At 70.5% G+C, this 16,529-nt stretch carries 18 protein-coding genes; 3 read left to right on the top strand and 15 right to left on the bottom strand.

Annotated features, from left to right (window positions below):
- Positions 1-71: 71 nt before the first annotated feature.
- Entirely contained in the window at positions 72-305 is a 234-nt protein-coding gene (locus ACIBI5_RS38390) for a DUF4235 domain-containing protein (RefSeq protein WP_397254173.1), read from the top strand.
- A gap of 230 nt (positions 306-535) precedes the next feature.
- Here the strand turns inward: ACIBI5_RS38390 and ACIBI5_RS38385 are convergent, their stop codons facing one another.
- From ACIBI5_RS38385 to ACIBI5_RS38355, 7 genes are read right to left on the bottom strand one after another with little or no spacing between them, the layout of a single operon-like run.
- On the bottom strand, positions 536-1,537 hold the full coding sequence (locus ACIBI5_RS38385; protein ID WP_397254171.1) for an Lrp/AsnC family transcriptional regulator: 1,002 nt from the start codon (positions 1,535-1,537) through the stop codon (positions 536-538).
- 55 nt (positions 1,538-1,592) lie between these two features.
- Entirely contained in the window at positions 1,593-2,432 is an 840-nt protein-coding gene (locus tag ACIBI5_RS38380) for an alpha/beta fold hydrolase (RefSeq protein WP_397254169.1), read from the bottom strand.
- Between the two features lie 9 nt (positions 2,433-2,441).
- Positions 2,442-3,611, bottom strand: coding sequence for a M24 family metallopeptidase (locus ACIBI5_RS38375; protein ID WP_397254167.1), 1,170 nt, complete (start codon positions 3,609-3,611; stop codon positions 2,442-2,444).
- The gene (locus ACIBI5_RS38370) at positions 3,608-4,462 is read right to left on the bottom strand and encodes an ABC transporter permease (RefSeq protein WP_397254165.1); all 855 of its coding nucleotides are present in this window, start codon (positions 4,460-4,462) and stop codon (positions 3,608-3,610) included. Before ACIBI5_RS38370 ends, ACIBI5_RS38375 begins: the two co-directional genes overlap by 4 nt.
- Positions 4,459-5,412, bottom strand: coding sequence for an ABC transporter permease (locus tag ACIBI5_RS38365; RefSeq protein WP_397254163.1), 954 nt, complete (start codon positions 5,410-5,412; stop codon positions 4,459-4,461). Before ACIBI5_RS38365 ends, ACIBI5_RS38370 begins: the two co-directional genes overlap by 4 nt.
- A 5-nt stretch (positions 5,413-5,417) precedes the next feature.
- Complete coding sequence (locus ACIBI5_RS38360) at positions 5,418-6,995, bottom strand: ABC transporter substrate-binding protein (protein ID WP_397254161.1); 1,578 nt, start codon at positions 6,993-6,995, stop codon at positions 5,418-5,420.
- On the bottom strand, positions 6,995-8,203 hold the full coding sequence (locus ACIBI5_RS38355) for a dipeptidase (protein ID WP_379615983.1): 1,209 nt from the start codon (positions 8,201-8,203) through the stop codon (positions 6,995-6,997). Before ACIBI5_RS38355 ends, ACIBI5_RS38360 begins: the two co-directional genes overlap by 1 nt.
- 128 nt (positions 8,204-8,331) lie before the next feature.
- Between ACIBI5_RS38355 and ACIBI5_RS38350 the strand changes: the two genes are divergently transcribed.
- Positions 8,332-9,324, top strand: coding sequence for an ABC transporter ATP-binding protein (locus tag ACIBI5_RS38350; protein WP_397254159.1), 993 nt, complete (start codon positions 8,332-8,334; stop codon positions 9,322-9,324).
- A complete protein-coding gene (locus tag ACIBI5_RS38345; protein WP_397254157.1) occupies positions 9,314-10,270 on the top strand; it encodes an ABC transporter ATP-binding protein in 957 nt (318 codons plus the stop codon). The genes ACIBI5_RS38350 and ACIBI5_RS38345 overlap by 11 nt, the downstream gene beginning before the upstream one ends.
- Here the strand turns inward: ACIBI5_RS38345 and ACIBI5_RS38340 are convergent.
- From ACIBI5_RS38340 to ACIBI5_RS38305, 8 genes are all read right to left on the bottom strand, one after another.
- Positions 10,267-10,440 carry a hypothetical protein gene (locus tag ACIBI5_RS38340; RefSeq protein WP_397254155.1) on the bottom strand — a complete coding sequence of 58 codons (174 nt, stop codon included), beginning with the start codon at positions 10,438-10,440 and terminating at the stop codon, positions 10,267-10,269. The two genes, ACIBI5_RS38345 and ACIBI5_RS38340, sit on opposite strands and share 4 nt — an antisense overlap.
- Positions 10,441-10,526: 86 nt before the next feature.
- Positions 10,527-11,168, bottom strand: a complete 642-nt coding sequence (locus tag ACIBI5_RS38335; RefSeq protein WP_397254153.1) for a response regulator — start codon at positions 11,166-11,168, stop codon at positions 10,527-10,529.
- The gene (locus ACIBI5_RS38330) at positions 11,165-12,427 is read right to left on the bottom strand and encodes a sensor histidine kinase (protein WP_397254151.1); all 1,263 of its coding nucleotides are present in this window, start codon (positions 12,425-12,427) and stop codon (positions 11,165-11,167) included. The genes ACIBI5_RS38335 and ACIBI5_RS38330 overlap by 4 nt, the downstream gene beginning before the upstream one ends.
- An 8-nt stretch (positions 12,428-12,435) precedes the next feature.
- On the bottom strand, positions 12,436-13,449 hold the full coding sequence (locus ACIBI5_RS38325; protein ID WP_397254149.1) for a hypothetical protein: 1,014 nt from the start codon (positions 13,447-13,449) through the stop codon (positions 12,436-12,438).
- 113 nt (positions 13,450-13,562) lie between these two features.
- Entirely contained in the window at positions 13,563-13,934 is a 372-nt protein-coding gene (locus tag ACIBI5_RS38320; protein WP_397254147.1) for a DoxX family protein, read from the bottom strand.
- A gap of 23 nt (positions 13,935-13,957) precedes the next feature.
- Complete coding sequence (locus tag ACIBI5_RS38315; RefSeq protein WP_397254145.1) at positions 13,958-14,755, bottom strand: ABC transporter permease; 798 nt, start codon at positions 14,753-14,755, stop codon at positions 13,958-13,960.
- Positions 14,752-15,519 carry an ABC transporter permease gene (locus ACIBI5_RS38310; RefSeq protein ID WP_397254142.1) on the bottom strand — a complete coding sequence of 256 codons (768 nt, stop codon included), beginning with the start codon at positions 15,517-15,519 and terminating at the stop codon, positions 14,752-14,754. The genes ACIBI5_RS38315 and ACIBI5_RS38310 overlap by 4 nt, the downstream gene beginning before the upstream one ends.
- A complete protein-coding gene (locus ACIBI5_RS38305) occupies positions 15,509-16,426 on the bottom strand; it encodes an ABC transporter ATP-binding protein (protein ID WP_397254140.1) in 918 nt (305 codons plus the stop codon). Before ACIBI5_RS38305 ends, ACIBI5_RS38310 begins: the two co-directional genes overlap by 11 nt.
- Positions 16,427-16,529 lie beyond the last annotated feature (103 nt).

Below are 16,529 nucleotides of genomic sequence, written 5' to 3'. Positions count from 1 at the left end.
GGCACTTCGTCACGGGGGATCCGGTACGGCCGGCCGACTAGGCCTGATCTGGCTGGGTAGGCGAGACCGTCATGAAACAGGTCATCGCGAAGCCGGCACGGATCGCCGGCGGTGTGCTCGGCGGTCTGGTCGCCGGCACGGTGTTCAAGCATGCGTGGAAGCTCGCCTCCGGCAAGGACGAACCGCCCGAGGCGGACTCGACCCGCTACGGCTGGGGCGAGGTGCTGGTGGCCGCAGCGCTGCAGGGAGCGATCTTCGGCGTGGTGAGGGCGGTCATCGAGCGAGCGGCGGCGCGGGACGACTGAACCGCAAGATCGGCGCGCGACGGCCGGCGGTGGTGCCCGTGGTCCACAACTGCACGAAACTGTCAAACCTGGCAGCAGCCGTCGCATCCACCTGAACCCACGAACGCCTGCCGGGGACCTGTCCATGACGTTCAGCCAAGGGCGAAGGGCGGGCGCCGGGCCGGGTTCGTTCACCTGGCCGCACGGCAGCCGCGGGGATACGAGCAGGTCGGCCGGTGAGGCACACGCGGCTAGCCGGGTGTGTCGGCGAGGGCCGCCTCGACGCGGGCCTCTGCCCATGGCCACATCAGGTAGCCGCGCTTGACCGCCAGCACCTGCACGTTCGCCGTCCACGACTGGATGCCGGGGATGGAGGCGAGGGTCCGCGAGGTGAAGTGGTGGATGTCGGCGGTCGTCGGCATGATCACCTCGCACATCAGCGACGCCTGCCCCAGCGTCGCCGTGATGAGCCGGACTCCGCGCTCGGCGTTGAGCCGTTCGGCGACGCTGTCCAGCATGGCCGGCTCGACCGACAGCCAGAAGAGGATCTCCGCCTCGAATCCCAGCGCGGCCGCCGGGATGAAGGTCGCCACGGTCGCGCAGCCCCGTTCGAGCATCGCCTCCAGCCGCCGCCTGGCCGTGCTCTCGCTGATGCCGAGGCCGTCGGCGATCGACTGGAAGCCGGCGCGGCCGTCGACGCGGGTGGCCGCGAGGATGCCGCGGTCGACCTCGTCGAGGTGGCCGGGCTCGCACGACTGCGGTTTCGGCGGTACGGCCAGCGTCTTGTCGGCCTGGTCCAGCAGTTGCAGGCTCCAGTCGTAGGTCACCTTGTAGGTGTGCAGGACCAGGTCGGCGCTGCTGTTGAGCGTGCCCGGGATGTGGTGGACGTAGTCGACGAGCATGGAGTACAGGTCGCGGGCCTTGGGCGCGACGAGCTCGAAGACGATGTCGTGGGCGCCGGTGACGATGGCGACGAACCGGATGTCGGGGTTGCGTGCCAGCAGCCCCGCCACCTGGAGCTGGCTGCCGGGGGCGCAGCTGACGCGCACCATGAAGACGTGCACCGGGCCGTCGTGCTCCAGGTTCGGCACGACCGCCACGCGGACGGCCCCGGAGGCGAACAGCTGCTGGGCACGCCGGGCCACCGTGGTGGTCGAGGTGCCGATCACCTGCGCGATGTCGGTCCAGCTGGCTCTGCCGTTCACGTGCAGTGCCGCGAGGATCCTGCGGTCGAGCTCGTCGAGATCATTCATCGGAGGCATCATCGCGCGTTCACCGCCCCGCGGGCACCTTCTGGCTGAGGCGAGTTCACCGGGCGCCGAGCGCCTTGCCCAGGAACGGGCGGACGGTCGCCTCCCACAGCTCGGCCTCCTCGACCTGGGGGGAGTGCCCGGAGTGTTCGAAGACGCGCAGTTCGGCGCCGGGTATCAGCGCGGCGATGGTCTCGCTGCACGAGACGGGGGTGATCCAGTCATGGCGGCCCACGGTGACGAGGGCGGGCGCGGTGATGCCCGGCAGCAGGTGCTTGATGTCGTAGTTCGGCTGGTTGTGGGCGAAGGCGTAGTTGTGGGTGCGGTAGTGGTACGGCGTGGCCTCGGCCCGCGCGCGCACGGCGGCCGGGTCGTAGTCGTGGTCGTACAGTGGCAGGATCTCCAGCCAGCACTCACGCAGGTCGGCGTCGTCGCGCACGGTGCCCGCCATGATCCGGTCGAGTTTGGCCCGGTCGATGCTGACGCGCGCGGAGGCGGCGGCGTTGCGGGTGGCGAGCTCCTGGTTGGCGTTGTCGGCCGAGGTGTCGCGCAGCACCATGGCGCTGACGCGCGAGGGGTGCCTGGCCGCGTACTCCATCGCGATGAACCCGCCGTAGGAGCCGCCCGCGATCACGATCCGCTCGGCGCCCGCCCACGCGCGCAGCGCCTCGACGTCGGCGACCCACTGCTCATGCGTGTACGGCCCGGCCTCGCCGCTGGCCCCCGAGCCGCGGGCGTCGAAGACCACGACCCGGTAGGTGTCGGCCAGCCGGCCGAAGCTGGAGCGCGGCTCGGCCAGCGAGCCGAGTCCCGGCGCGCCGTGATGCGCGATGATCGTGTGCTCCCCGTCCCCGAGCACCTCGACGTTGAGCGGGTTTCCGTTGATCTCGACGAACACGTGACTCCTTCAGATGACGACGTCGGACAGCTCGCGCGGGTACGAGGTGAGGCGGCGCGGCGCCCCCTCGGTGACCAGCACGGTGTCCGAGATGCGGTACCCGGCGTGCCCCGGCACGTAGATCCCGGGCTCGCTGGACAGGATCATGCCGGGGGCCAGCACGGTCGGGTCGCCGTCCTCCAGCCAGGGCGGCTCGTGGAAGCCGAGGCCGATGCCGTGGCCCTGGCGGTGCCTGAGGTGGTCGCCCAGCCCGGCGTCCCGGATCACCGACAGGCAGCGCCCGTTGGCCTGCGCGCAGGTGCCGCCCGCGAGCAGCGCCTGGGTGCCGACCTCCTGGGCCTCGCGGACGGTCTCGTAGTAGAGGATCTGCTCGGCGGTGGGCTCGCCGATCACGAAGGTGCGCTCGCTCTCGACGAACCGGCCGCCGACGGCGCAGCCGAGCGAGAGCATGAAGGTCTCACCGCGGCGCAGCCGCTCGCCGCCGGGCAGGCGGTGGGGCTGGGCGGAGTTGGGGCCGCCGTAGACGAGGCCGCCGGTGAGCATGGGCACGACGACGACGTCGGTGTGCTCGGCGTACATGAGGCGGGAGCCGTACCCGATGACGTGGGCGGCCAGTTCGGTCTCCGCGGGCAGCTCGCCGCCGGCGGCCAGGGCGTCGCGCACCAGCTCCACGCCCGCCGCGATCATCGCGTCGGCGATCCTGGCGGCCTCCTCGTGCAGGACGACCTCCTCGGGCAGCTTGCGCTGCCGTACCGGGCCGAGCACGTCGGCCGGCCGCCAGCGGGTGCCGGGGAAGGCCCGCGCGAGCGCGTCGGCGCGGCCGACGCTCGTGGAGGACGCGTACGCGGCCGCACCGGGCGCGGGCACCTGGGCGGCCAGCACCTCGAACGGCGAGCGCACGCCGGGAAACTCCGGGTAGACCGCGATCTCGGCCTGTGCTCCCTGGTCGGCGGCGTACTCGCGCTCCAGGTCGGGCACCAGCAGCACCGCGGGGCCGTCGAGCGGCAGCCAGCAGGCGACGGGCCGCTCGTTCGGGAAGTGCGTGAACCCGGTCAGGTAGGCGACGTCGAGCGGGTCGTCGAGCAGCAGGGCGTCCAGGCCCAGGTCGTACATGGCGGTCCTGACCCGCTCGCGCGCCGTGTCGTAGAAGGAGACGGGCAGGCGCTGGGAGAAGCTCATGAGGCGCTCCGGTGGTTACGCGCGTCGTTGTAGGCCACCGACAGCAGCGTGGTCGACAGGACGAGCAGGAGGATGGCGAGAGAGGGGAAGAGCGTGGTCCACCACGCGGAGGCCAGCGCGCCCGACTGCTGCGCCTTGTGCAGAATGGTTCCCCAGGACCAGCTGTTCGGGTCGCCCAGACCGAGGAAGGAGAGCCCGGCCTCGGCGAGCACCGCCCGCGAGGTGGTCAGCACCACGGAGACGCCGACCACGGGGACGACCCCGGGCACCAGGTGCTTGCGCACGATCCAGAACGCCGACCCGCCGATCACCTTCGCCGCCGAGACGAACGGCATGGGCACGATCGCCATCGCCGACGAGCGCACCACGCGGGCCACCTCGGGCCAGCTGAACAGCGCGATCACCACGACCAGCGTCCGCACGCTGGGCCCGGCCAGCGCCGCCACCAGGATCATCAGCGGCAGCACGGGCAGCGACAACGACAGGTCGACCAGCACGCCGAGCGGGGTGTCGAGGCGGCGGAAGTAGGCGGCGCAGATGCCGACCACCAGGCCGATCACGATGGCGAGCACGGAGGCGCTGAGGCCGACCGCCATGCTCACCCTGGTGCCCCAGATGACCTGGGCGAAGACGTCCTGGCCGATGTCGTCGGTGCCGAACCAGTGCTCGGCGGAGGGCGGCTGGAAGGTGTCCTCGCCGTACCCCTCGGGGAAGGGCGCGATGAGCGGCGCGCACAGCGCGATGACCGCCAGCGCGAGCAGGATCGCGGCGCTGGCCAGGCCGAGCGGGTTGCTCCGGAAGGCGGTCCAGGTCCGCCGGCGGGGAGTGAGGTCGGTGACGACGGCCGTCATGAGGTGCGCACCCGGGGGTCGAGGATTCCGTAGGCCACGTCGGTCAGCAGGTTCGCGGCCACCACGGCCGCCGCCAGCAGCACGAACGCGCCCTGGAGGACGGGGAAGTCGAGCTGGCCGACCGCCTCGTAGATGGCCCGGCCGATGCCGGGATAGGCGTAGATCGTCTCGGTCAGCACGGCGCCGCCGACGAGCGTGCCGAGCTGGAGGCCGGCGATGGTGGTGGTCGGCAGCAGCGCGTTGCGCAGGGCGTGCTTCCACACCACCGCGCGCGGTCTGACCCCCTTGGCCTTGGCCAGCGCGACGTAGTCCTCGCCGAGCGCCTCGATGAGCGTCGAGCGCATGGTCAGCACGTAGCCGCCGAGCTGGATCAGGACCAGCGACAGGCAGGGCAGTACCAGATGGTGCAGCATGCTGAGCCAGGCGGCCGGGCCGGTGGCGTCGAGGTCGACGGCGCCGCCGATCGGGAACCAGCCGAGCGTGACGCCCATGACGTACATGAGGAAGATGCCGACGCTCGGCACGAACAACGACTGGGCGGTGATGCCGGTCAGCTGGATCACGCGGTCCACCCAGCCCTTGGCCCGGGTGGCGGCCAGCACGCCCAGCGGGATGCCGAGCACGATCGTCACCAGCATCGCCGAGCCGGTGAGGATCAGCGTCCACGGCAGCCGGTCCATGAGCACCGTGGTGACCGGGATCGACTGCCTGAAGGACATCCCGAGGTTGCCCTGGACGAGCTGGGCCAGATAGTTGAGGTACTGCACACCGAGCGGCTGGTCCAGGCCGAAGTCGGCCAGCAGCTTGGCGCGCAGTTCCTCGGTCATGTTCGGGTCGGCCACGGCCAGCACGGGATCGCCGGGCAGCAGGCGCACCAGGAAGAAGGTCACGGTGACCGCGAACCACAGGGTGAGCAGGCCGCGCAGCAGCCGGGTGACGACGAACCGCATCGGGATCAGCTCGCCGGCTTCACTGCGGCCAGCGAGAGCGGGTTGACGATGGACAGCAGCTCGCTGGGCATCGGCTTGAACCCGGTCCACTTGATCGAATGGGCGATGTTGAAGGTCTCCACGTACAGGACGTTGTCGTAGACCTGGTCGTGGATGATCTTCGCGGCCTCCTGGATGGGCGCCTTGGCCTCCTGCCGGGTCAGCGCGCGCTGGCCCTCATCGATCAGCTTGTCCAGCTTGGGGTCGCTGACCTGGGCGTAGTTGATGAACCCGCCGGTCTTGAAGGCCAGGCCGAGGTTGGCGGGAGGGTTGTCCATGATCGCCCAGGAGCCGGCGTAGATGTCGAAGTCGCGCTTGAGGGTCTTGTCCAGGTAGGTGTTGCGCTCCAGGCCCTGCAGCTTGATCTCGATCCCGGCCTGCTTGGCCGCGTCCCTGACCATGGGCGCCCAGCGGGCGATGTTCGGGTCGGCCTGGTCGTAGATCATGCTCAGGCTCAGGTTCGTGACTCCGGCCTCCTGCAGGAGCTGCTTGGACTTGGCCGGGTCGAAGGCGTACTCCGTCACGCTCGGGTCGGCGTAGTCGGGCTGGGAGGGGGTGAGCACGCTGGAGTTGGCCGACTTGGCGTAGCCCTTGAGGGCGATCTTCCTGATCGCCTCGTAGTCCACGGCGTGGGCCAGCGCCTGACGGACGCGTACGTCGTCCATGGGCTTGCGCTTGGTGTTGTACTGCAGGTGCGCCCAGCCGAGCGAGGGCACCTGCACCAGCCTGAGCTTCGGGTCGTTCTTCAGGTCGGCGGCCGTCGAGGGCGGCAGCACGTTGCCGATCAGGTCGATCTCGCCGTTGCGCAGCGCCAGCACCTCGGTGTTGACGTCGGGGAAGACCCGGAAGACGATCTCCTTCACGGTCGGCTGTCCCGGCCCGAAGGGCGCCACGCGCTCCATGATGTAGCGCTGCCCGCGCTCGACCTTGGTCAGCTTGTACGGCCCCGCGCTCACCCAGTTGGCGTCGTTGGCGAACTTCTGCACGCTGGGCGCCTTCTCGAAGACGTGCTTGGGCACGATCGGCAGCCAGAAGCCGACGTTGTCCAGGAAGGTGCCGTCCGGCCGGCTGAGCGTGAACCTGACCTCGGTCGGGGAGACCGCCTCCGCCTTCTCCATGGCGGTGATGAGCCCGGCGACCACGCCGAACTTCTCCTTCTGCACGGCCGTCACGGCGAACACCACGTCGTCGGCGGTGACCGGCTTGCCGTCCGACCACTTCATGTCGTCGCGCAGCCTGACCGTGGCGGTCTTGCCGTCCTCGGAGTAGGACCACTCGGTGGCCAGGTACGGGATGCGCTTGCCCGCCTCGTCCATCTGCGTCAGGTGCGGGTACATCAGGTTCGTCACCCACGAGTCGGTACGGCTGTTGCCGACCAGCGGGTTGTAGTTGACCACGTCGGCGGTGGTGCCGATGGTCAGGCGGTCACCCGTCGCCGGCGCCTGGGATCCGCCCTGGCCGGTGGAGCCGGGCACGCTGGGGGTGCTGCACGCGGTGAGCAGGGCGATCGCGGCCGCGGCCGCCAGGAGGAATCCACGTCGCATCAGATCCAGACCTCCTCGAGGACGCGCATGACGTTCCCGCCGACCACCTTGGTGATCTCCTCGTCGGAGTAACCGTGGGTGACCAGCCAGCCGATGATGTTCCAGAAGCACTCGGTCGGGTTCTCCAGGCCGTCGACGTACTCGACCTTGGGGTAGGTCGTGCCCGCGTGCGCCTCGTTGATCGACAGGTGCTGGGCGAAGGCGTCGTGCAGCCCGACGTGGTCGCCGAAGAGGGTGTCGGGGCCGAAGGCCACGTGGTCGATGCCGACCAGGTCCACGCAGTAGGTGAAGTGGTCCATGACCGACTCCAGCGAGTGCCTGGGGTGGTCGGGCGAGAGCGTGGTGTGGGGGGCCGCCTCCAGGCCGATGACGCCGCCGCGCTCGGCCGCCGCCTTGATGACCGAGTCCGGCTTCATCCGGTTGGTCGGCCAGACGGAGCGGGCGCCGGCGTGGGTGATCAGGATCGGCTTGGTGGAGTGGCTGATGGTGTCGAGTGAGGTCTGGTCGCCGGAGTGGGAGACGTCGATGGCGATGCCGAGCTTGTTCATGCGGCGCACGGCCCGCTCGCCGAAGGTGGTCAGGCCGCCGTCACGGCGTTCCTTCAGGCCGCTGCCCAGGGTGTTGGCCTCGCTGTAGGCGATGCCCATCTGCCGTACGCCGAAGCCGTACAGCATGTCGATCCGGTCCACCTCGTTCTCGATCATGGTCGCCGCCTCCAGGGCGAGCACCAGGCCCATCCGGCCGCTCTCGTGCGCCTCGCGCACGTGGGCCAGGCGCTCGACCTTGAGGAGGTAGTCCTGGTGGGCGAGGTCGGACAGGCGCATGCCGATGTCCGCCACCACGTCGGTCCACTTCCAGCCGGCCTGGCTGGTGATGCAGCAGGTGCCGTCCATGAGGTTGTCGAACACGACCGTAATGCCGGAGTGGGCCAGACCCTTGTATCCGGTGTGGTGGCGCGCCGTCCGGTTGTAGTCGACGGTCTGGCCGATGTCCTCGGGGAAGACCGAGGGGTGGTCGTGCAGGGAGACGACGAGGCTGTCGGTCAGCAGGCGGCGTACGCGTGTCTCCTGTTCCGCGCTCAGCTCCAGCCCCTGGTAGGCCGGGACGCGGCCGAGCTCGGGTGCGAGGTCGAAGACCCGGTAATCGGGACCCGCCTCCAGATATTCGTACGAACGGTAGCCGGTGTACCCCTTTGCCGCTTCTAGCACCCTTTGTCTCCTCTCGGCATTTTTCTTGGAGCTTGCCAGAATCATTCATAGAGGTCAATACTGAAGGTGTTTTCGTGCATGAAGCGTCGTTGACATGCAAAGTTTCGTCACTGGACAGAGGAGGCGTTGTGAGCGACACGGTTCTTGAGGTGCGTGACCTCCAGGTCACGTTCACCGCCTCGGGACGCCTGCTCCCCGCGGTGCGCGGCGTCGACCTGGTGATCGAGCGCGGCCAGACCCTCGCCCTGCTGGGCGAGTCCGGATCGGGAAAATCCGTCACGGCCAAGGCGATCATGGGGTTGCTCGACCACCCCGGGGTCCAGGTCGGCTCGCGGGTGGCCCGCCTCGGAGAGCACGACCTGCTGACCATGAGCGCCGAGCAACGGCGCGCGCTGCGCGGCAACGACATGACGATGGTCTTCCAGGACGCGCTGTCCGCGCTCAACCCCGTCCTGAGCATCGGCGACCAGCTCGGCGAGCTGTTCCGGGTCCACGTCGGCGCCACGCGCGCCGAAGCCAGGGCACGCTCGATCGAAATGCTGGAGCTCGTCGGCATCCCCGCTCCCGGCAAGCGGATCGACGACTACCCCCACCAGTTCTCCGGCGGCATGCGCCAGCGCATCCTCATCGCCATGGCCGTCGCCCTCGAACCCGACCTGATCATCGCCGACGAGCCCACCACCGCCCTCGACGTGACCGTCCAGGCGCAGATCCTCGAGCTCATCGAACGGCTGCGCCGCGAGCTCGGCACCGCCGTCCTGCTCATCACCCACGACCTCGGCGTAGCCGCTGAGGTCAGCGACCGCGTCGCGGTCATGTACGCCGGGCGGATCGTGGAGACCGGCGACGTCTACGAGCTGTTCGAACGGCCCGCGCACCCCTACACCCGGGCCCTGCTCGGCGCCATCCCCGACCTGGAACGCCCCGCCAGCGAGCTGCGCGCCATCCCCGGCCAGCCGCCCAGCCCGTCCTCGCTGCCCGCCGGCTGCGCCTTCGCGCCCCGCTGCGACCGGGTCACCGCGCTGTGCACCGGGACCCGCCCGGAGCTCACCCTCCTGGACGGCGGCTCCGACCGGGCCGCCGCCTGTCACCACACCAAGGAGCTGCTCGATGTCGGCTGAGCCCGTGCTGCGCGCGGTGAACCTGCACAAGACCTACCGCGGCGGCCTGCTGTCCAAGGGCGGCGCCGTACACGCGGTGTCAGGGGTGAGCCTGGAGCTGCACGCCGGTGAGACGCTCGGCACCGTCGGCGAGTCGGGATGCGGCAAGTCCACGCTGGCCAGGATGCTCGTCGGGCTGGAGAAGCCCGACAGCGGCGAGGTCACCTTCCGCGGCCGCCCCTTCCCCGCCCGCGACGTGCGGCGCAGCGTCCAGATGGTCTTCCAGGACCCGCTCACCTCGCTCAACCCGCGCATGACCGTCCAGGACCTCGTCGCCGAGCCCCTGCAGGTGCACCGGCTGGCCGGCGGAGCCTCCGGCAGGCGGGCGCGGGTCGGCGAGCTGCTCGACCTCGTCGGCCTCGACCCCGACCGCATGAACCGTTTCCCCCACGAGTTCTCCGGCGGCCAGCGTCAGCGCATCGGCATCGCCCGCGCGCTGGCCACGGAGCCCGACGTCATCGTCTGCGACGAGCCCGTCTCCGCGCTCGACATGTCCGTCCAGGCGCAGGTCGTGAACCTCCTCGCCGAGCTCCAGCGCACCCTCGGCGTGGCGCTGGTCTTCATCGCCCACGACCTCGCCGTCGTCAGGCACGTCTCGCACCGCGTCGGCGTGATGTACCTCGGCCGCGTGGCCGAGATCGGGCCCGCCGCCAAGGTGTACGGCACGCCGGCACACCCCTACACCAGCGCCCTGCTGTCGGCCGCGCCGGTGCCCCGGCCGACGTTGAGGGGGCGTAAGCGCATCATGCTCGGCGGCGACCCGCCCAGCCCCGTCGCGCCGCCGCCCGGATGCCGCTTCCACACCCGCTGCTGGAAGGCCACCGACGAGTGCTCAAGCCGGGAACCCGTCCTGGAACCCGCCGGCGACCACTTCGCCGCCTGCCACCACGCCACCCGGCCCGCCTAGAAGATCTCGGCCTCTATGGCCTGGGCGTGTTCGCGAGAGGGCGACCTCAACCCCCGGGGCTCGAGCGGAAGGTTTCTGATCTTCATCGTCTCGCCGCAGACGATCTCGTTCGCCCGGCTCGCGAAGTCGAGCAGGACCGGGTTGCTCATCATGACCGCGGCGGTCGTCACGCTGATCGTGCTCCAGCTCGGTGCGGCCGACGGCTCCGCGAGAAGCCGGGACCCGAGTACGGCTCTGACCCAGGCCGGGCCTCCGCTCAGCGCTCGCCCGGGGTGACGACGCCCGATTCGTAGGCCAGAACCACCGCCTGGACCCGGTCGCGCAGTCCAAGCTTGGTCAGGATGCGCCCCACGTGGGTCTTGACCGTGGTCTCCGACAGGAACAACCTGACCCCGATCTCGGCGTTGGACGCGCCACTGGCCAGGTTGAGGAAGACTTCACGCTCGCGCTCGGTGAGGACCTTGAGCACGGCCTCCGGGTCGGTGTCGGTCTTCGCGACGAGCCGTCCGATGAGCCGCCGGGTCGTGGCGGGCGCGATGATCGAGTCGCCGCGGTGCACGTGCCGGATCGCGGCGATGATCTCCTCTCCCGGCGCGTCCTTCAGCATGAACCCGCTCGCACCGGCCCGCAGCGCGGCCAGGGCGTGCTCGTCGAGGTCGAACGTGGTCAGCGCCAGCACCTTCGGCGGGTCGTTCAGCCGCTGGATCTCCCGGGTGGCGGTGACACCGTCCATCCGGGGCATGCGGATGTCCATCACCACCACGTCGACGCGCCGCGACTCCAGCGCCTTCAGGGCCGCCAGGCCGTCGGCGGCCTCGGCGGCCACCTCCATGTCGGGCTGGGACCTGACGACCATGGTCAGGCCGTTGCGCAGCAGCTCCTGATCGTCGACGATCATGATCCTGATGATGGGAGACTCCTCGGCTCATAGGGCACGGTGGCCGACAGGACGAAGCCGGCGCCGGTGCGTCTACCGGCCTCCAGGGTGCCTCCCACCATGCCGAGCCGTTCGCGCATCCCGGTCAGCCCGACGCCGGCCCCTTCGGCTGGCGGGCCGTCGCCATCGTCGGTGATGGTGATGTGCAGTCCGTCCGGGCGCCACGCCAGCGTCAGGTCGGCCGCGGCCGTCGCCCCCGCGTGCTTGATCACGTTGGTCAGCCCCTCTTGGACGACGCGATAGGCGGTCAGGTCCGCCGCGGGTCGCAGCGGGTGGGCGTCCCCGATCTCGTGTACGGCGACGCGTACCCCTGTATCGCGCACGTGGCCGAGCAGGTCGGGCAGATCGCCGAGGCCCGGTTGCGGAGCGGTGCCGCCGTCGGCGCGCAGCACGCCCAGGAGCCCGCGCATGTCGCGCAGGGCCTCGCGCCCGACCCCGGCGATGGTGGCGAACACCTCCGCCCTGGGCGCGTCCGGAGCCGACAGCCTGCCACCCTCCGCCTGACTGACCATGACGGCGAGCGAGTGGGACACCACGTCGTGCATCTCGCGGCTGATGCGGTCGCGCTCGGCCCGCGCCGCCTCCTCCCGCTCCCGCGCACGGTCGGCCTCGGCCCGCTCGGCCTTGGCTCGCAGCTCGGACAGGAACAACACCCGCATCCGGCTGAGGCGGCCCAGCGACCACAGGCACGCCGTCACGGCGACCAGGCCGGCCGACAGCCCGATCCGCCAGGCGGCCAGCTCGGAGGAACCGGACGATCCATCCCACGAGGCCGGATTCCACAGCCGCGCCAGAAGCAGGCCCACACCCGCCAGGGCGACGGCCAGGCAGACCAGGCCGGGCAGCAGGCCGAGCCGGCCGGCCGCCGTGTAGAGCAGCAGCCCGAAGACCAGCGTGCTCGGCAGTAGCACCGCCGGATAGTAGGCGCCGCCCGGATCGTGCAGGGGGGGCAGCGCCACCAGCAGCAGCATCGCCGCCGCGGCCAGCCCGTACGCCGCCAGCGGGCGCAGGCGGCGCGCGACGACGCAACCATGCAGCACCAGGACGCAGAGACCCGCGAGCAGGCGGAGCGGCAGGGGACTGTCCGAGGCCTGGAGCAGGCCCCACGAGACCAGGCCGAGCGGCAGGAGGAGCAGGACGGCGAGCACGGCATCGGCGCTCACCTGATGCCGGTTGAGAAGGGAGTCCACCGCGGCGCCGGTGGACCGGGACTCTGGCACGCCCACCATTATGGTCGGAGCGCGTGAGCGGGGTGCCGGCGGCGTGCGAGGTAGGCCAGCGCGGCCACCGCCAGGGCCACACCCCACAGTGGCCACAACATCTCCGGAAGCCAGGCGCCCAGCTCGTCGGCGGCGCCCGCCGGGCCGACCTGCTCGCCGGTGAGCTTCTTGCGCGCGTACATCAGTCCGGCGGAGGTGATGGGGAGGGCAGCGGCCAGAGCCGCGCAGACCGGGAGCCGCGCCGGAATCGGACGCCCGCGCAGGAACGGCACCCAGCGCGGCCAGTTCTCACCCCACGGCCGTACCAAGCCGACGGTCAGGAACGCGCCGAGGAGACCGAGCGTGCTGAGACCGGCGCCGATCGGGGTGATCTCGGCGATGTGGGCCAGGAACTGGTCGCTGATGCCGACGGGCACGCCCAGAAGCCAGCCGAAACGGGTGACGGCGTAGACGACGGGGACGGCGACCGCGACGGCGGTCGCGTACCGCCCGATCCGCAGCGCTCCGGCGCCGCCGCCGGGCCGGCCGAACCCTCCGATCAGCGCGCGTGTCCCCAGAAACATCAGGCTGACGCCGGCCGCCATCAGAATGAGCAGGTTGACGGTCGGCCACGTCAGCATGGTCGCGATCATCGAGAACTCGGCCTGACCGGCGAGCGCGGCGACCAGCATCACCGGCAGGTAGCCGGCGGTCATCATGACGCGCACGTCCGGCAGGAGGACCGCCAGGCCGACGCCGGCCACGACGGCCACGACGGCGAGGGCCCGGTGGAGCGGACCTCTGGTGGCGAGCACGGCCACGGCGCCCGCCACCAGCGCCGACATCGCCAGCAGCCCCCCGCCGGCCGCCGCCGGAAGGGGATCGAGCAGGATGTCGCCCGCCCCCGCACGTCCGGCGTCGAACGGATATCCGGGCCCGCCGAAGGCCCAGAGCAGGCCGAGGGCCAGATAGCTCACGGACCAGACGACGAGGATCAGGACCGGCACGATCGTCCGGCGGCTTCCTGGAGGAAAGGTGTTCACCCGCCCCAATCTGCCGCCGCGGCGATGCCCCGCACATCGTCACCGGGTCTCACCCGCCTCCTCCGGAGGTCGCGAGGCCGTCGTCCCGGCGGAGGACCTCTCAGTTCGGTAGGTCAGAGAGGGTAGGGGCCGAATCGGCCCCACGCGACGAACGCGGCCATCGCCAGGAGCACCAGATTGACGGCGAGGGCCGCCGGCTCCTTGCGCCGCGTGTGCGTGGCGGCGGCGCCGAGCATGGTGAGGGCCAGGCCGACGGCGGCCGCCGGGGTCAGGATCGGGACGACGCCGGTGACGGAGGGCAGGATCAGACCGAGGGCGCCGAGCAGTTCGGCCGCGCCGATCAGGCGGATCCGGAGCAGGGGGAAGTCGTCCACCCAGGGCGCCATGGGGCGTAGCTTCTCCTTCGGCTGGGTGGCATGCATGATCCCGGCCAGTCCGAAGACGGCGGCCAGCACGGCCTGCAGTACCCACAAGAACACATTCACGTCGGTTGCTCTCTTTCTTTCTGTCAGTAGCGGCCGAGGGTGCCGCGGCGCCGGGCGAGGTGTTCGAGCCGGTTGAACAGGATCACCCCGGCGGACACGATGAGCAGCGGCTGGGCGAGCAGCCAGGACAGTCCCCAGCCGGTGGGCAGGGCGGCGAGTGAGTGTCCGCCGAGCAGGATGTCGCGCATCGCCTCGATGCCCGGCGCGATGGGGACGATCAGGCGGCTGAGGAAGGCGATCGGGTCGGGCATGGCGGTGAGGGGGACCAGGGTGCCGCCGGCGATGGCGTAGAGGGCGACGGACAGCTGAGTGATGATCTCGATGCGTTTGAACACCAGGGTCAGGCCGCACAGGATGAGCGCGAGTCCGCAGGTGCCCAGCACGATGGCGGTCAGCGGCACGATCACCTGCGCGTCGAAGGGCACTCGCCCGCCCTGGACGACGATGGCGGTGGCCCCGGTGGCCAGGACCGCCAGCGCGGTGGGCGCGGCGGAGATCACGGCGGCGACCTGCCGGCCGAGGATGCTCGCGGCCGAGGGCAGCGGGGTCAGATACGTCTGCTCCAGTACGCCGGACTGGATGTCGCCCAGGTAGCTCCAGAACACCCGGTTGACCTGCTCGTGGATGAAGGTCAGCGCCACCATGCCGAGCAAAACAGGCAGCAGCAGGTACGCGTGCAGCTGGCCTCGTCCCATGAAGAGCACGACGAGCAGATAGAACAGCGGAAAGGTGATCATCTGGATCAGGCCTTCGCGCCATCCGGCGAGCAGGTTGAGCAGGCCTTTGCGGACTTCGGCGGCGAACCCGCGGGCGAAGATCAAGACGACTCCAGGGCTCGGCGGTGGTTGCGCGCGAACAGCAGGCCGGCGACGGCGGTGAGAACAAGGGTGTGGGCGATCAGCCAGGGCAGGGTGCCGCCGCTCCAGAGCCGGGACAACGTGCGGCCCTCGAACAGCGTCTGGGTGAGCGCCTCGACGCCGAGCGTGGTGGGCAGGGCTCTGGCCGCCGTGGCCAGCCACTCCGGGTACAGGGCGAGCGGCAGGAACGAGCCGTTGAGCAGCAGCACCAGCGAGGAGAACAACGACTGCAGGGCGCCGACCATCGGGGACACCAAGGCGAGGGCGGCCAGCAGGAACGTGAAGGCCAACGCGTTGATCCCCAGGAGCGCTGCGGGCAGGATCGCCGCCCAGCGCACGGGGATCGTGATCCCGGCGACCAGCATCGGGACGATGGCGGCGACGGCGGCCACGGCCAGCCCGAACAACGACGCGGTGATCAGCCGGCCGAGCATCGGCAGCCAGGGCGGCGCCGTGGCCATCTGGGCCTGGGCGAAGGTGCCCGCGCGCTTCTCCTCGATGAGGTCGGCCACCATCACCAGGCCGGCGTACTGCAGGAACCAGTAGCCGCCGATCGCGACCAAGGTCTGCGGCAGCAGGTCCTGCCGGAGTTCGCCCTGGCCCAGGACGAACTGCAGGCCGAGGTACATCATGGTGCTGATCAGCAGCGTGATCACATGTCCGGCCGGGTGGGCGAGCTGGACGCGCAGGCCCTTGCCGATCTCCGCGCGCAGGATGTCAAGCGACATGGGACGGCTCGTTCACCAAGGCGAGGAACACGTCCTGCAGGTCGGGCTGGACCTGGGTGAGCGATTCGAGAACGGCTCCGTGCGCGCGCAGCCGCTCGACCACGTCGTAGATCTCGCGCGGACCGCCCACCCGCGCGCTGATGGTGGTGACGCCATCACGGGTGACGGCGTCGAAGCCCGGCGGCGCCGCGCCCTCCAGGCGGATTTCGTAGCGGTCGCGTTCGCGGAAGCGTGCCAGCAGGTCGCGCGTGGGCAGGTCGGCCACGAGCCTGCCCTGGCGTATCACGGCCACCCGGTCGCACAGTTCCTGGGCCACGTCGAGCTGGTGCGTGGTGAGCAGGACGGTGGTGCCCAGCTCGCGGGCCTGCTCGGCGATCCAGTTCTTGACGGTGCGTACGGCCTCGACGTCCAGGCCGAGCGTCGGCTCGTCCAGCAGCACGATCGGCGGGCCGGCGATCAGGGCGGCGGCGATCGCGACCTTCTGCTGCATGCCGCGGGAGAAGCCGCCGACCTTCTCGTGGCGCCGCTCCCACAGGCCCAGATCGGTCAGCAGGTCCGTGGCCCGTTCGGCGACCCGGGACTTGCGCAGGCCCTTGAGCCGTCCGAAGTACATCAGGTTCTGCCAGGCCGACAGGCTCCAGTAGACGTTGCGCGAGCCTTCGAGCACGGCGCCGAACTGCGCCATCGCGGACGGACGCTGCCGGGCCACGTCGAAGCCGCCCAGCAGGACCCGGCCGGAGGTGGGGGTCAGCAGCCCGGCCAGCATCTTGATGGTCGTGGTCTTGCCGGCGCCGTTGGGGCCCAGGAATCCGAAGACCGATCCGGCGGGTATGCGCAGGGACACCTCGTCGACCGCCCGGCTCTGGGCCGTGCCGTACACCTTGGTCAGCGCGTCAAGTTCGATCATGTCACTTCCTCGTTCCGGTGGTTCCCGTCAGTGCTCGTCCAGGACGTGAGTGAGTCCGGGGAAGGCCGGTCCGGGAGCACCGACATAGTTAGATCTGCTCTCT

This window comes from Nonomuraea sp. NPDC050540, from assembly GCF_044457485.1.
In the GTDB taxonomy this organism is placed as follows: Bacteria; Actinomycetota; Actinomycetes; order Streptosporangiales; family Streptosporangiaceae; genus Nonomuraea.
Note: the sequence above shows the minus strand (reverse complement) of the source record. Positions and strands in the feature narration are given on the sequence as shown.